Raw genomic sequence first — 14,776 nt, 5'->3', positions numbered from 1 at the left:
CCGAACTTGACCAGAACCGCGACATCCGCGCCATCGAGTCGTCCTGAACCGGCAATCGGACCACGGTCATAGACAACTCTGGACCGTGGTCCGATGTACCGAAGCGCCCGAATTCGTAACTTCGAAAGCGTGCGAAGCGCAGCAGCGGCGAAAAGCCTGACGAAGACATACGGCACGGGCGATACGGCGGTATCGGCCCTGCGTGGCGTGACCGTGCAGTTCCCCGCGGGCACGTTCACCGCCATCATGGGACCGTCCGGGTCCGGCAAGTCAACCCTGATGCATTGCCTCGCGGGCCTGGACCGAGCCGACGACGGCGAGGTGTACGTCGGCGGTGAGGAGATCACCGCGCTGTCCGACCGCGAGCTCACGAAGGTCCGCCGGGACCGGATCGGCTTCGTGTTCCAGTCCTTCAACCTGGTCCCGACACTGACCGCGCTGCAGAACATCCTGCTGCCCCTTGACCTGGCGGGCCGCAAGGCCGACCGGGACAGACTGGGTTCCGTGGTGCAGTCGCTGGGCATCCACGACCGGTTGCACCACCGGCCCAGTGAACTGTCCGGTGGGCAGCAGCAACGGGTCGCGATCGCGCGCGCGTTGGTCACCCAGCCAGACGTGCTGTTCGCTGACGAGCCAACGGGTGCGCTCGATTCGACCACAGCCTCGACACTGTTGTCTTTTCTACGCGCGTCCTGCCGTGACCTCGGGCAGACCATTGTCATGGTCACGCATGACCCGATCGCGGCCTCGTTCGCGGATAGAGCCTTGGTGCTCAGCGACGGGCGCGTTGTCGACGAAATCGGTGACCCCACACCGGATTCGGTGCTCGGTGCGATGAGGAGTCTGGCGGCATGAGGTTCCTGGCGCTGCGCAACGCCGTAGCGGAAGTGCGCATGAACCCCCGGCGGTTGGTGGCGGTCGTCGTGGCCATCATGATCAGTGTCGGGTATCTCGTAGCATCGGCGACAGTGCTCGCGAGCGAGAGCGCCACAATGGACAGAAGCATCATCGCACGAACGGCCAATACCGACGTCGTGGTGACGTTGGCCGACAACAATTCGGCTCTGGTGCAGCCAATCCGGGGTGTTGAGGGCGTGGCGTCCGCTGATCTGAGCTACCTGTCGCATGGCCGGGTGACAGGCTCGTCGGAGTGGTTGCAGCAGCAGTCGGTGCCGGACAACCCCGCGTTGCGGTGGACCGACCTCGCAGCGGGCGCGTGGCCTGTCGGGCCGGATGAGATCGCATTGGGGACGGTCACCGCGAAGCAGTTGAACATGCGGATCGGCGACGAGATCACGATCAACGACGCGAACTCGTCGGCGACCCTGCGCGTGACCGGGCTGACGCACGAAGGAAATTCGTTGCTCTCAGGACTGGCACAGAGTTCTTTCGTAGCACCGGCGTTCTACACCGGCGGCACATCGATCCGCACGTCGTTGCAGACCGAGATCCTGGTGATCGGAACCGGGGCGGCGGATCCCGATCAGCTGGCCGAGCGGATCAGAGCGGTCGCCGGTGCGGACAAGGTCGAGACGTCGTCGGACTTCGCGCGGCGCAAGATGGCCGAGCAGACCAGCGGGGTGTACGTCTTCCAGCTGTTGCTGCTGGTGTTCGGAGCGATCGCGCTGCTCGTCGGCGGCATCATGATCGTCAACACGTTCCTCATCCTGGTCACCCAGCGGCGCAGGCAGATCGGCCTGCTGCGGGCGCTTGGCGCGAGCAATGGGCAGATCCGGCGCGGCCTGCTGCTGGAAGCCGGGCTGATCGGGGTGGTCGGATCGCTGCTGGGCGTCCTGCTCGGGGTCGGTGTGTCGGCGGTGGTCGCGTTCCAGCTCGGTGAACTGTTGACCGTTCCGGTCGGACAGGTCACCGCGATGGCTTTGGTAGGGGTGCTGCTGGCCGTTCTGTCGGTGGTGGTGCCTGCGCGGCGGGCCATCCGGATCTCTCCGTTGGAGGCGTTGCGTCCGGTTGCTGACCGGCAGACCGAGCGGCGGACATCACGGTTCCGCGCGGTGATCTCGACAGTCCTGATGCTGATCGGGCTGGCGGCCGTGTGGTTCGGGACGGGCGAGACGCCATTCGCACTGTTGTTTTCCGTAGGCGGGCTGCTTGTGTTCGCGGTCGGATTGCTTGCGGCGACTGGGACCTACCTGCCGTTCATGCTGAGAGCGTGCACCGGGTTGCTGGCCCGGTTCGGTCCGACGGCTCGGTTGGCTGGGAACAACACGATCAGAAACCCTGGGCGAGTGGCGGCGACAGGGGCGGCGCTGATCGTGGCGGTGGGCATCATCGTCACCCTTCAAGTCGGCGCGGCGAGCATGAAGGCCACCGCGAACGGCAACCTCGAAACCCGGTTCCCGGTCGACGTCACGGTCACATTGTTCGACGGTGCCCTGCCGCCAGACGCGGCCCGGGACATCGCGGCCGTGCCGGGAATCACGAACGTCCGGGAGCTTCGGTCGACGCGGGTCCAAGCCAACGGCAAGGACCTCCGTGTACTGGGCGTTCCCGGTGTCGGCGATACGGAGGTCCTCGCAGATCCCTACCTGAGACTGAAGTCCGCGGTCCTCGTCGGCAAGACCGGGTCCGTGACCCTGCCAGCCGTCGACAACTACCTGGCACCTGCGGACACACTGGTAGTCTCACCCAACGTATTGTCCACTTTGGACAAAGATGCTGATGTGGGCACGATCTGGGCCGACGCGGTGGCGGATGCGGACATCACCGCCCTGCGGTCGCAGCTTCGTGACGTCGTCGCGCCGATCACCGGCGCCGAAGTCGGCGGAGGCTTATCAGCGAAGGCCAGCTACACCGAGCTCTTGGACCGCTTGCTCATGGTGGCCACCATGTTGCTGGCTGTGGCGGTACTCATCGCACTGACAGGCGTCGGCAACACGCTGGGATTGTCCGTACTTGAGCGCACGCGGGAGTCCGCGCTCCTACGGGCACTAGGCATGCAGCGCGGAGGACTGCGGTCGATGCTGGCAATCGAGGCCGTGCTGCTGAGCGTGGCAGGTACGGTGGTCGGCATCCTGGCGGGCGTCTTCTTCGGCTGGGTGGGCACACACGCGATCAGCAAGGAACTCAACTTCAGCACAGTGTCCTTCGCCATGTCGTTACCCCAAACCCTGATCGTCGCGGCAGTGGCCGTGGTCGCCGGCATGATCGCCTCCGTCCTCCCCGGCCGACGCGCAGCACGAGCAACACCCGTCACAGCACTAGCAGCCGATTGACCCAAGCGAAGCCATGCCCCTGCCTGCAGCCGCCCTGGATGAGGTGTGCCAGGGCAGCGAAGACAGGAGCGAGCTCTGGTGGCACTAAGGATCATGAGATTGACGCGAAGAAAGCCGTGGCTCGCTTGAGGCTCTCCACGTCCTGGCGCAACCGGGCATTCTCCGCCCGCGGTCGCTGATTGTTCTTACCCACGGAAACCATGATGGACATCCATGTCCAGGAACACACAGTCTCTGATCACAAGTGGTGTCCGTGAAAGCGGGGCAAGCTCGGGTCCTGGAAAGAATTGCAGGGAGGCCACCCAGAGGGAGAGGGCTTTCAGCTCGAATTTCCCCGTTGTCTGGTGGGCGTGTGTGTCCCCTCCGGTACGGCCTGCCTGACGGAACACCCACGAAGCCCACCCCTGTGCTACCGCACCGGAAGAGCTGCCGCACCGGGGAAGCCTGTCGCGCCGGAAGTGCCACCCCTGTGCTGCCGCCGCGTTGGGAAGAAACATGCTCCTGGTCTGCCGCTGGCCGCCTTGGACGGGTTTGACCCGGCTGTCCACACTGAACTTTGCTAAATCGGTTGGGAGGGCTGGTAAATTCGGGATTGGCTACGTCTGATCGCTGCTCGCCGGAAGTGCGTCTGCGGGTGGACTTCATCGAGTGGGGAGTGGGGATGAAGGCGGTACTTGAGCCTGACGTGGCGAACAGCTGGGTCCGCGCCCGCCGGTTCGGGGTGCCTCCGTCGATGATCGAGCGTGCGACTGAGCGGCGGCTGGCTGGTGACTGGCAGGGTGCGTGCGCCGCTGCCCATGTGGACGTCCTGTTCGACCTGGATCAGGTGACCGAGCAGTTCGGCGTCGAGGTCGCGGTCAAGCTGTTGGAGGATCTCACGGTCCTGGCGCCGGACCTGGTCCGTTGGCACATGCCGAGGTTCCTTGAAGGCTTGGACACGTTGCTGACGCGCCGCAAGGTGGTCCTCGCCAGCTATGGCGACCGCGTCGGTCCGTTGCTGTATGTCCGTACCCCAGATCGGCCGAGTGGGCCGCAGCGGCTTCGGCTGGAGGTCGGTTATGTCGAGACCGCCGAGCACACGGTGAACTGGGGTACCAGTCGCTACCTCTGGGATGCCACCCAGAGTGATGATCTGCGTGTGCGCTGTGGTGGTGGGGACAGGGCGCCGTTCTTCAACGCGGATGGCTCGCGTGCCAAGCTGCCGACCAGCGACCCCGGGACCGCCGACCCGGCGGCGCGAACCGAGTGGCTGACGGTCCTGCAGGAGAATGACCAGCTGGAGGATGCCTTCGCGGCCGCCGGTCTCGCGCTGGACACGATGCAGCCGAAGAGGACCGGCTACCACTTCGGTGACGTGAGCCGGTACTTCAAGCGGTGGCCGTTCGTGTTGTCGCGGCTCGCGGACGAGGTGCGCATGCTGAGCGCGTGGGACCACCACACCCGCTACGCGTTTCGGCTCAACTTCTACAACGCGATGGTCGTTGACCTTGGCCGCGGCAGGCCGTTGGTGCACGGGGGCAACTACATGGACGCTGCCGACCTGCCTGAGTTGCCGCACGTCGTCGCGCACCGGCTACCGGATTTGGACCTGCTGCGTGCCGGGAAGATCAGGCCGGAGCAGTTGCATCCGCTGGTCAGGTCGGCATTGTTCCCCGCATTGCCCGAGCGTGAGCCTGTGCCTCGGTACGAGTTGAACCCGATCAGGGTGCGTTGTCAGGGCGTGTGGCACTTGATCGCGCCACGCGACGGGATCATTAGCGGCCCGCACACCGAGCAGGAGCACCGGCGTGAGCAGGCCCTCCAGGCCCTCGGCGGCACTGCGTCAGGTTGCTTCCGGGTACGCACGGCGTGGGCCGAGGGCGGGAAACTGCCGAAACACCTGCGGTTACTCCGCAAGGAGATCTTCGGCCGGGCCAGGCACGGGGACACGGCCGGGGTGATCGAGTTGCTGGACGCTGGAGTCGACATCCGGGTCCGTGACGCAAGCAAACGCACCCTTCTGCACCACATCCACCAGATGGACCACCGCCTTCTGCTGCAACGCCTGCTCGATGCGGGTCTTGATCTGGAGGCGGTCGACCATCACGGCCGGACACCGCTCTATGTCGCTGTGTTCGAAGACGGCTCGGCTGAGGTGATCAAGGCGCTCCTCGATGCGGGCGCCCGCGTGGACATCGCGACCTCCGACAAAGCCGAACTCGCCCGTTGGATCGCCGGCACCAAGCGGACCGACCTGGACTTCCTGCTGGACGAACTCACATGACCACGGATGGCTTTGACGCTGCCGACGAACTGACCGCGCGGATCCGCGCCGCGCGGACCGAACCTGGCGCCAGCACGCAACTGGCTGCGCTGGCCCTGGCCGTGTCGGCGAACCTGCCGGTGCTGCTGTGGGGCGAGCCCGGAATTGGCAAGTCCGCGGGCATGCAGCAGCTCGCCGACGGACTCGGTGTGCCGCTGGAGACCGTGATCGCCAGCGTGCACGAGCCGTCGGACTTCGCGGGTCTGCCGGTCGTCGGCGCGGACCCGGCGAACTCGGGCGTCACGATGGCGCCGCCGGACTGGGCGCTCAGGCTGTCCAGGAACGGCGGCGGGATGGTGTTCTTCGACGAGCTGTCGTCGGCGCCGCCAGCGGTCCAAGCGGCGTTGCTCCGGGTGGTCCTCGAACGTCAGGTCGGCAGTCTGCGGCTGCCCGAACCGGTCCGAGTGGTCGCGGCGGCCAACCCGCCGTCCAGTGCGGCAGACGGGTGGCACCTGACCCCGCCGCTGGCTAACCGGTTCGTGCACCTGGACTGGACGTACGACCCTCGCGTTGTCGCCCGAGGCATGGCAGGTACGTGGCCCGAGCTGGCGATTCCGGTGGTCGACCGGAGCCGGATCGGTACCGCCGTCGCGAAGGCGCGCGGTGCGATCTCGGGCTTCCTGACTGCACGACCGGGTCTCGTGCACCACCTCCCGCAGGACGCGGAGGCGCGCGGCCGGGCGTGGCCGTCCCCGAGGACGTGGGAAATGGCCCTGAAACTGCTGGCCGTGGGATACGCCTGCGGTGCGGAACGGGAGCCGTTGGCGACCGCTTTGGTCGGCACTGTCGGTGACGGTGCGGGCGTCGAATTCCTTTCGTACATGGAAGAACTCGACTTGCCTGACCCGGACCGGGTGCTGGCCGATCCGGCGAAGTTCGCGTTGCCGGAGCGAGGTGATCGGCAGCTGGCGTTCCTGACCGCCGTCGTGGCGGCCGTGCAAGGCAGGCTCACGCAGCAGCGGTGGGAGGCCGGCTGGGAGGTGCTCGCCAAGGCGGTGGACGCGGGCGTGCCCGATGTCGCGGCGCGGGCAGCCGGGGATCTCGCCGTGATGCGCAAACCCGAGTGGCCGGTGCCCAGCGGCATCGAGGCATTCCTTGAGCTGCTGGAAATGTCCGGCGCGCTGTGATGGTGGAGCTCGACCGGACCAAGCTCCTCGCGGCCAGGTACAAGGCCGCGACGCAACGGCCGTATCTCGCCGCGGCGATGTACGCACTGTCCATTGTGCCCAGTGTGCAGGTGCCGACAATGGGCGTGGACAAGTACTGGCGTTGCTATGTGTCGCCTGCCTTTGTGGCGCGGACACCGGTCGACCAGCTTGCCGGAGTGTGGATGCACGAGGTCGCGCACTTGCTGCGCGACCACCATGGCCGTGCGGCCAAGCTGCCGATCAACGATCATCACCGGATCAATCTCGCGCAGGACTGCGAGATCAACGATGACCTGATCGCGGACGGCATCGCCCTGCCGGAATTCCGGGTTGTGCCCAGCGATTTCGATCAGCCCAACGGCAAATTGTTCGAGCAGTATCTGCCGCACGTGCCAAGAACACCGATGAGTCACGACTGCGGGTCGGGCGCACACGGCCACGCCGTGCCGTGGGAAACCCAAGACGGCAATGGAGTCAGTCCTGTTGAGGCAGAAGCGATCCGGCGGCAGACCGCGGAGGCCATGCGGGCGCACGCTCGCGCCCAGGGAAAGCTGCCCGCGGGGTGGAAGCTGTGGGCCGACCAGCTGTTGGAGCCCGTCGTCGACTGGCGGGTCGTGCTCGCGGGCGCGGTTCGTGAAGCGGTCGCATGGGCCAGTGGCGCGATGGACTACACGTACCGCCGCCCATCTCGCCGGGCGGCGGCGATGCCCGGTGTGGTGTTACCTGGTCTGCGGCGGCCGTTGCCCAGAGTCGCGATCGTCATCGACACCTCGGGATCCATGGGCGAAGCCGAACTGAACACGGCATTGTCCGAAGTCACCGGTGTTCTGCGAGAAGTCGGCATCCGCGGGAACCGAGTCACCGTGCTCGCGTGTGACGCCGACGTCCACACCGTTGCGCGCGTGACCAAAGCGGCCGACATCGAACTGGCGGGCGGCGGTGGAACCGATATGCGCGTGGGCATTCAGGCGGCGTTGTCCGCACCGGACCGGCCACAAGTGATCATCGTGCTGACCGACGGATACACGCCGTGGCCGGAGGAAATCCCGTCGTGCCGGGTGATCGCCGGGCTTGTCGGGCAGGAGCAACGTGAACCGCCCGCGTGGATCGAGGCGGTCCACATTCGCTGATCCTCAGTCCACCGCGACCTGCATCCCCCGCAGTTCGTAGCCGGCGATGTCGTCCTTGAACGTGATCCGAGGCGCGGTGACCATTCGTACGCCGTCCACCGAGAACAGTTTGTGCAGGAAGACGTCCGTCTCCAGGATGGCGATGTGTGAGCCGGGGCACTTGTGCGCACCGTCCCCAAAGGACAGGCCGGTCGGGTTGCCGCCCGGCCCCATGGACCGCCCAGGGCACAGTGAAAGTGGCTCCTCGCCGACGGTTCCGGTGTCCAGGTTGGCGTGGTCGATCTGGATCCGGACGACGGCGCCGGACGGCACGACTTCCGATCCCACCTTGATCTCGTTGGTGGTCCGTCGTTTCAGGTGCCCGAGGACCGGTTCAAGGCGCAGCACCTCGTGCAGCATCAGCAGGCGCTCCGGCTCGGCCGAGGCCAGGTACTTCGCCCGCAGTTCGTCATCGGTGAACATGTGCCAGGCGGCCATCACGATGAATTCACGCGTGGTGACCATGCCCGCGGCCGCGAATGTCAAACATTCGCCAAGAATCTCGGCAGCTGTACAACCTTCGTCGAGCAGGTGCGAGATCAGGTCGTCCTGACGGTGCTTGCGCCGGACCTTCACCGCGGGCTGGACATCCGCGAAGTAGAGGCTCCCCCAGCCGCGCACCTGCCGGTAAGCCCAGTAAAGCCCGCTCAGGCTGGTGAAACCGGGTGAGCCGAACTTCTCCGGGAAGAAATAGTCGAGCCGGTTCTTGATCCCCGGCTTGCTCTCGGTCAGGCCGATCACCGCGGCCGCCACGTCGACGGCCAGTTGGAAGCTCAAATCGGCCAGGTGGACCGGTCCACCCTTGCGCAGCACCGCGATCTGTTGCTCCGCCGCACGTTCCATCACCGGGCGGTACGCCTCGTCGACGCGCCGGGGTGTGAAGAACTTGGCCGTCTGTTTGCGGTGCTCACGGTGTTCCGGACCGTCCCGGTAGAGCACGGGACGCCGGATCTTCTGCGGAAAGCTCTCCACGGTCTCCACGCCGAGACCTGCTTGGACGGTGTCGTGTTCGCGCAGAAACGCGCGACCCTCGGCGTACCCGTTGATTTGCCATGTCCCGTCTGGGTTGCGCTGAACGGGACACGCCTTCGGAGGCATGCCTCTGTCCACCTTGCGCGCGTTCGCAGCCACAGCTCTCCCTCTCCTGCGATGACAAGCAATCATCATTGTTCGAGTTATGGCGATTCGTAAGCCGCCGTATGTGTAAACCGATACGCTGTCCGGCCGTGACCGAACCCGCTTTCCTAGAAGCGATCCGCTCGTCCTACGACACCGTCGCCGAGGACTACGCCAAGCTTGTGACCACGCTTTTCGCCCAGGAGCCGTTGGGCCGTGCGATGTTGTCCGCGTTCGCTGAGATCGTGCACGCCGGCGGCGGCGGACTGGTCGCCGACGTCGGATGTGGACCGGGCCACGTCACCGAACACCTTGCCGCACTCGGCTTGGACGCGTTCGGCATCGACCTTTCGCCGCGGATGGTCGAGATCGCCGCGCGGACGTATCCCGAACGGCGTTTCGAGGTCGGGTCGATGACCGCGTTGGACCTGCCGGACGGGCAGCTCGCGGGCATCGTCGCGTGGTGGTCGATCTTGCACACACCCCCGGAGAGCTTGCCAGTGGTGTTCGCGGAGTTCCACCGCACCCTCGCGCCCGGCGGGCACCTGGTACTCGGCTTCCACGTCGGTGACGAGCACCTACGCCCGGAAACGTCCTATGGTCACCCGGTTTCGTACGACGCATATCTGCTGCAACCGGACCTGGTCGAGAAGCTGCTGACCGAAGCCGGGTTCGCGGTCACCGCCCGACTGCACGCCGACGGCCAGAAGTGGCCACAAGCGTGCCTGCTCGCGCACACCTACGCGGACGACTAAGTCCACAGAGGACTCAGTCTTCGCCTGCGCGCCTGAGCATGTCGGTCAGCAACTCGCTGGTGGTGTTCTTCGGCTTCATCTCGGCAACGGACAACGACGTCTCGGTGCGTTGGATGCCCTCGATCTGCCAGACGCCGTTGATCAGCAGTTCCCGTAGGTGTGTGTGGTCACGCACGCGTACTCGGACGAGCATGTCGACGTTGCCGGTCACCAGCAGGACCTCTTCCACCTCGGGCAACTCCGCGAGGGCCGACATGATCGGGCCTTGTTCGTAGCCTTGGCCCGCGGTCACGGTGAGGTAGGCGATCGTGGGGTAGCCGAGCGTGCTCCAGTTCAGGCGGATGCCGTAGCCCTCGATGACGCCCAGCCGCTGGAGTCGTGCGATGCGATCGGCGACGGCTGGCGCGGACATGCCGAGTTCACGCGCGAGGCTGCGCTGTGACGTGCGGGCATCCTGGCTGAGCAGCAGCAGGAGCTGCAGGTCAGTGGTGTCCAGCGGGACGGGGTCGGACGGTACCGAGGTGTGCTCGGCGATGGCGCCGAGTGGCTTGATCCAGTCAGTCACCCGGGTCCCCTTGTCATTCGTCAGGCGTCTAGGCATGCTGAGTATAGACATGTAAGGCTCAGTGCAGGAGTCGCCTGGCAGATGTAATAGGAGGCGGGGCGTGATCGACTTCGAGACTCGGCTGGCCGCCCGGTCCCGCAACGGGTCCCGCGCGATCAGCGGCATCCTGGCGCTGGCCAACGCCAGAGGGGTGATCAACTTCTCCGGCGGGTTCCCCGAGCCGTCGCTGTTCCCGACGCAGCTGCTCGGCGACATCGCGGCCAAGCTGATCGCCGAGGACGCGGCGGTGGCGCTGCAGTACGCGCCGAGCGAGGGCATCGAAAGCGTGCGCGACGCGATCGCCGGGTACCTCAAGCAGACCGAGGACAGGCGGCCCGCGGACAACGAGCTGATGATCACCAGCGGCGGGATCGACGCGGTCACGTTGCTCGCCAAGAGCATGCTCGACCCCGGTGACCTCGTGGTGGTCGAAGAACCGAGCTACCTCGGCGCGGTCTCCGGGTTCGCCGCGTTCAGCCCGCGGCTGCGGGGCGTGCGGATCGACGACGAAGGCCTCGACGTCGCCGAACTGGCCACTGTGGTGGCGGGCGAGGTGCCGAAGCTGATCTACACCATCCCCGACTACCAGAACCCCAGCGGCCGGTCGATGTCCGTCCGGCGCCGCCATGAGCTGATCGACCTGTGCAGGCAGCACGGCATCCTGATCGTCGAGGACGTCGCCTACCGGCAGCTCGGGTTCGCCGGCCAGCCGCGGCCGAGCCTGTGGTCGCTGGCGCCGGACGTGGTCGTGCAGATCGGCACGTTCTCCAAGACCTTCTTCCCCGGTGTCCGGCTGGGCTGGGCGGCCGGGCCGGCCCCGGTGGTCAGGGAACTCGTTGTCGCCAAACAGAACTCCGACCAGTGCGCGGGCGCACTCGGCCAGCGGATGCTCGAGGAGTACCTCCGCGCCGGGTACTTCGACGCCCACCTGCCCGTGGCGCGCGAGCTCTACCGCGAGCGCGGCACTGCCACGACCGCTGCGCTCGCCACCCACATGGCCGGTCTGGCGACGTGGACCGAACCGGAAGGCGGCTTCTTCACCTGGCTGCACGTGCCCGGCGTCGACACCTCCGAACTCGCCCGCGGCACCGATGTCGCGTTCGTCCCTGGCGCCGGTTTCTTCGCCGAACGCGCGGACACCGAGCACTTGCGCCTGTCCTTCAGCCGGATCAACGAGCCGGACATCGATCCCGGCATCGCCAGACTGGCCGCAGCCGTCCGCGCGATCAGATAGCGATCAGCTCGACAACGCCTATCTCCGGCGACGACCCGACCCGCACGGGTGGTCCCCAGAAACCGGCACCCCTGGTCACGAACAGCTGTGTGCCGCCGAAGTTCCGCAACCCGGCGAGCATCGGCTGTTCCAGCCTGGTGAAGAAGTTCACCGGGATGAACTGCCCGCCGTGGGTGTGCCCGGACAACTGCAGGTCGACTCCGTGTGTCGCGGCTTCGTGCACGTGCACAGGTTGATGTGCGAGCAGAACCACGGGACGGTCGGGATTGCGGCCGCCCAGTGCCTTGGCGAAGTCCGCAGCGTCCCCGGTCTCTTCGCCGGTTACGTCGTTGATCCCGGCGAGATCGAACCCGGGCAACCACACGCGTTCATTGCGCAGGGTCCGGATTCCCAAGCGGCTCAGTTCTTGCACCCACGCTTCGACGCCGGAAATGTACTCGTGGTTACCGGTCACGAAGTAGGTCCCGTGCTTGCTTCGCAGCCCGCGCAACGGCTCCGCCTCCGGGCCGAGCTGCTGGACGGTGCCGTCCACCAAGTCACCGACGATCGCGATCAGGTCCGGGTTCTCGGCGTTGACCACGTCCACGATCCGTTGGGTGTGCGCCCTTCCCAGCATCACACCCAGATGTACATCCGAGATGACCGCGATCCGGAACCCGGACGCCGCGGGCGGCAACCGGCGAAGCCGGACAGCCACTCGTTCCACGGCGGGTGCGGAAAACGCCGTGGCCACGCCATAAGTCGTGACACCGCTCGCCGCGATGCCTGCGGCAATAGCAATACCGCGCGCCAAGACAAGCCGTCGCTGCGGGTCGACCGGAGCTGACCGGCGGCGCCACGCGATGACCGCTCGAACCGGCTCTGCCAGGAGTAGCAACAAGGTCAGGTGAATCATCAACGCGTACCACCCGAAACCTGGCCACACCAGCCACGCCGCGACCGCTGGATCCCACACGTGCATCGCGACCAGCGCGGCTACGATCAGCGCCCACAGCACGATGATCAGAATCGTGCCGAGCCTTCGTCTGCGTACGGTTGTGTTACGCACCAATCGCCACCACAAATACAAGTGGACAACGGCAAGTGCGGCGGACTGGGGCAGAACCCACCAAGGAATCGTCATTCGGGCTGGTTCCCACTCTGCTGACCGACGTGGTACGGGCTCGTCACACCCTCGTACGCGAGGTGCATCACCATGCCGTTGCGTGCGTGTTCGAGGTTGTGGCAGTGGTCCATCCATATGCCGGGGTTGTCCGCGACAAAGGCGATCTCGAAGATCTCGCCAGGTCGGACGTCCAGTGTGTCCGTCCACCATGGACTTCCAGTCGACGGCACGCCGTTGCGGGACAGGACGAGTGCGTGATGGCCGTGCAGGTGCATCGGGTGCACCTCGTGGCTGCGGTTGATCAACGTGGTGTGGATGACCTCGTTCTCGCGCACCATCAACGTCGGTGTGTCCGGGAACTGGGTTCCGTTGATCATCGGCAGCAGGCCGAAGACGCCGTCGTGGAAGCTCAGGCCGTCGTCGAGGATCAGCTTGAACCTCCGGTCGAACCTGGTGAACCTCGGAGTTTCCGGGCTCCCGTAGGACAACGGGTCGAACGCGGGTGGATCTTCGGGGAGCGTGGGCACTGGTCCGCCCTCATTCGGTTCGAGCAGCAGACCGGCGTCCGGCGCGTTCCGGTCCACCAGCCGCACTGGGCCGTCGGGCATGGTGAACGACAGGTCGTACCGGCCGCCGTTGGCCAGTTCCAGTGTGGTGTCACGCAACTCGGTCGGGCCGTGCAAGGGTGTCCCGTCGATCGCGGTGACCCGGAACGGCGTTCCGGTCAACAGGAACTCCGTGGACGTGGTGTCGGAAGCCGGGTTGATCCCGGTGTTCGTCAGCCGGATCCGTACCGGGGTGCCTGGCTTGATCCGCTTGCGCTGCATCGTATCCGCCGTGCCGAAGGCGGATATCTCCTCGTTCCAGACGTGTGAGAGCACAGTGATGTCCTCGACTGCGGGCCTGGTTCTTGGCTCGACGATGAGCGAGCCGAACAAGCCCTTCGCGACAGCCTCGGACGACGCCTGATGCGTGTGGTACCAGAATGAACCGACCTGCTCGGCACGGAATCGATACGTGTGGCTGCCTCCGTTCGGCACGGCCTCCTGGGTGAGGCCCGCGACACCGTCCTGCGCGTTGGGGACGTCCAGACCGTGCCAGTGCAGCGTCACGCCGAGATCGGGAATCTTGTTGTACAGCTTGATCTCGACCAAATCGCCCTCCCGCACCCGGATTTCGGGGCCGGGCGATGTTCCGTTGAACGTCCAGCCGTCGATGGATCCTCCGGACGACAACGAGATCTTGCCCGGCTCGGCGGTGAGGGTGAACACCTTGTCCGGGACGATATCCCGGGGTCCGGTTAGGGCATCCACGCTGGTACGAGCGGCGTGCGAGGTCGGCGGACCGCCGCCGTGGTCGACCAGGTTGTGGTCCATCATGCTCATATGACTGGGTAGGCGGCTCGCTGACAGTCCATAGAAGACGCCGCCGGTGACCAGACCGACGATCACCAGGAAGGCGGCCACCTTCGTGAGAAGGCTGGGCCGCGTCAGGCGGCGTCGAGATTGTCGCAACCACAACAACGCGGTCATCACTGCCAATGGGCCACCATGGGTAAGCAGTTCGTCGGCGTGTGGCGGTATTGGACGGGACACGAACGCCACCCAGACCGTCAACAGCCCGCCGGCCGCGGTGGCTTGCACGGGCACAACCAGCTTCGGGTCGAGCCGGTCCACATCGGACCCGTCGATGACCCGGCTCACCCGTGGCAACGACCAGATCACGACGGCCACCAGCGGCAAGGTGACCAGTGGCAGCGAGACCAGGACGCGGTTCTCCGCAAAGTCCCAGCCGTACGTCCACAGCCAGCCGATGCTGACCAAACGTGCCAGGTATAAGCCGAAACCCACCCGAATCCAAATCCGGATCCGGCGCGCGGACCGCTGGGCTGCATCGGCTGTCAGCAGGGCCAACTGACCCGTCCGGTAACCGACGATCCAATACACCAGGAAGTGCAGCGCCGCGACGGTCGTGTCGGCGTTTTCCAGAGGTTCGAACATGACCACAATTCGTAGGACTTCGCCGCTGTCCAGCGAATCCGTCCGTGACCGTCAGTCAGCTACGGCACTTGCCGTAAGTACCTATTCGGGTGTACGGCATCGGGCGTATT

11 protein-coding genes are annotated in these 14,776 nt (G+C 65.9%); 7 read left to right on the top strand and 4 right to left on the bottom strand.

Annotated features, from left to right (window positions below; translation table 11 throughout):
* Nucleotides 1–93 precede the first annotated feature (93 nt).
* The 5 genes from B9C43_RS09745 (at nucleotide 94) to B9C43_RS09725 (ending at nucleotide 7,813) form a co-directional block, all read left to right on the top strand.
* The gene (locus tag B9C43_RS09745; protein ID WP_084425732.1) at nucleotides 94–855 is read left to right on the top strand and encodes an ABC transporter ATP-binding protein; all 762 of its coding nucleotides are present in this window, start codon (nucleotides 94–96) and stop codon (nucleotides 853–855) included.
* Complete coding sequence (locus B9C43_RS09740; RefSeq protein ID WP_084425731.1) at nucleotides 852–3,233, top strand: ABC transporter permease; 2,382 nt, start codon at nucleotides 852–854, stop codon at nucleotides 3,231–3,233. Before B9C43_RS09745 ends, B9C43_RS09740 begins: the two co-directional genes overlap by 4 nt.
* Nucleotides 3,234–3,894: 661 nt before the next feature.
* Nucleotides 3,895–5,496, top strand: a complete 1,602-nt coding sequence (locus tag B9C43_RS09735; protein ID WP_143446255.1) for an ankyrin repeat domain-containing protein — start codon at nucleotides 3,895–3,897, stop codon at nucleotides 5,494–5,496.
* A complete protein-coding gene (locus B9C43_RS09730; RefSeq protein ID WP_084425729.1) occupies nucleotides 5,493–6,662 on the top strand; it encodes an AAA family ATPase in 1,170 nt (389 codons plus the stop codon). The genes B9C43_RS09735 and B9C43_RS09730 overlap by 4 nt, the downstream gene beginning before the upstream one ends.
* The gene (locus tag B9C43_RS09725) at nucleotides 6,662–7,813 is read left to right on the top strand and encodes a vWA domain-containing protein (RefSeq protein WP_084425728.1); all 1,152 of its coding nucleotides are present in this window, start codon (nucleotides 6,662–6,664) and stop codon (nucleotides 7,811–7,813) included. The genes B9C43_RS09730 and B9C43_RS09725 overlap by 1 nt, the downstream gene beginning before the upstream one ends.
* Nucleotides 7,814–7,816: 3 nt before the next feature.
* Here B9C43_RS09725 and B9C43_RS09720 read toward each other — a convergent pair whose 3' ends face one another.
* Nucleotides 7,817–8,950 (bottom strand): cytochrome P450, encoded by a 1,134-nt coding sequence (locus tag B9C43_RS09720; protein ID WP_235038540.1) that lies wholly within the window; start codon nucleotides 8,948–8,950, stop codon nucleotides 7,817–7,819.
* A 101-nt stretch (nucleotides 8,951–9,051) separates the two neighbouring features.
* On the opposite strand from B9C43_RS09720, the gene B9C43_RS09715 reads away from it, so the two are divergent.
* Entirely contained in the window at nucleotides 9,052–9,723 is a 672-nt protein-coding gene (locus B9C43_RS09715; protein WP_084425727.1) for a class I SAM-dependent DNA methyltransferase, read from the top strand.
* A gap of 13 nt (nucleotides 9,724–9,736) precedes the next feature.
* On the opposite strand, the gene B9C43_RS56650 is transcribed toward B9C43_RS09715, so the two are convergent.
* On the bottom strand, nucleotides 9,737–10,288 hold the full coding sequence (locus B9C43_RS56650; RefSeq protein WP_051894752.1) for an Lrp/AsnC family transcriptional regulator: 552 nt from the start codon (nucleotides 10,286–10,288) through the stop codon (nucleotides 9,737–9,739).
* Between the two features lie 100 nt (nucleotides 10,289–10,388).
* Here B9C43_RS56650 and B9C43_RS09700 point away from each other — a divergent pair, with 100 nt between their 5' ends.
* Nucleotides 10,389–11,561: an aminotransferase-like domain-containing protein gene (locus B9C43_RS09700; protein WP_160096453.1), complete on the top strand. Its 1,173-nt coding sequence runs from the start codon at nucleotides 10,389–10,391 to the stop codon at nucleotides 11,559–11,561.
* On the opposite strand, the gene B9C43_RS09695 is transcribed toward B9C43_RS09700, so the two are convergent.
* Nucleotides 11,554–12,609 (bottom strand): metallophosphoesterase, encoded by a 1,056-nt coding sequence (locus tag B9C43_RS09695; RefSeq protein WP_235038539.1) that lies wholly within the window; start codon nucleotides 12,607–12,609, stop codon nucleotides 11,554–11,556. The two genes, B9C43_RS09700 and B9C43_RS09695, sit on opposite strands and share 8 nt — an antisense overlap.
* Nucleotides 12,610–12,680: 71 nt before the next feature.
* Nucleotides 12,681–14,666, bottom strand: a complete 1,986-nt coding sequence (locus tag B9C43_RS09690) for a multicopper oxidase family protein (protein ID WP_084425723.1) — start codon at nucleotides 14,664–14,666, stop codon at nucleotides 12,681–12,683.
* Between the last annotated feature and the right edge of the window lie 110 nt (nucleotides 14,667–14,776).

This window comes from Kibdelosporangium aridum, from assembly GCF_900176515.1.
Taxonomy (GTDB): Bacteria; Actinomycetota; Actinomycetes; order Mycobacteriales; family Pseudonocardiaceae; genus Kibdelosporangium; species Kibdelosporangium aridum.
This window is presented reverse-complemented; position numbering and strand designations above follow the sequence as displayed.

Bases quoted from the DNA above. Each gene is read 5' to 3' on its own strand.
- B9C43_RS09725 (WP_084425728.1), top strand. From the start codon at position 6,662: ATGGTGGAGCTCGACCGGACCAAGCTCCTCGCGGCCAGGTACAAGGCC.
- B9C43_RS09715 (WP_084425727.1), top strand. From the start codon at position 9,052: ATGTGTAAACCGATACGCTGTCCGGCCGTGACCGAACCCGCTTTCCTA.
- B9C43_RS09730 (WP_084425729.1), top strand. From the start codon at position 5,493: ATGACCACGGATGGCTTTGACGCTGCCGACGAACTGACCGCGCGGATC.
- B9C43_RS09735 (WP_143446255.1), top strand. From the start codon at position 3,895: ATGAAGGCGGTACTTGAGCCTGACGTGGCGAACAGCTGGGTCCGCGCC.
- B9C43_RS09740 (WP_084425731.1), top strand. From the start codon at position 852: ATGAGGTTCCTGGCGCTGCGCAACGCCGTAGCGGAAGTGCGCATGAAC.
- B9C43_RS09690 (WP_084425723.1), bottom strand. From the start codon at position 14,666: ATGTTCGAACCTCTGGAAAACGCCGACACGACCGTCGCGGCGCTGCAC.
- B9C43_RS09745 (WP_084425732.1), top strand. From the start codon at position 94: ATGTACCGAAGCGCCCGAATTCGTAACTTCGAAAGCGTGCGAAGCGCA.
- B9C43_RS09720 (WP_235038540.1), bottom strand. From the start codon at position 8,950: ATGCCTCCGAAGGCGTGTCCCGTTCAGCGCAACCCAGACGGGACATGG.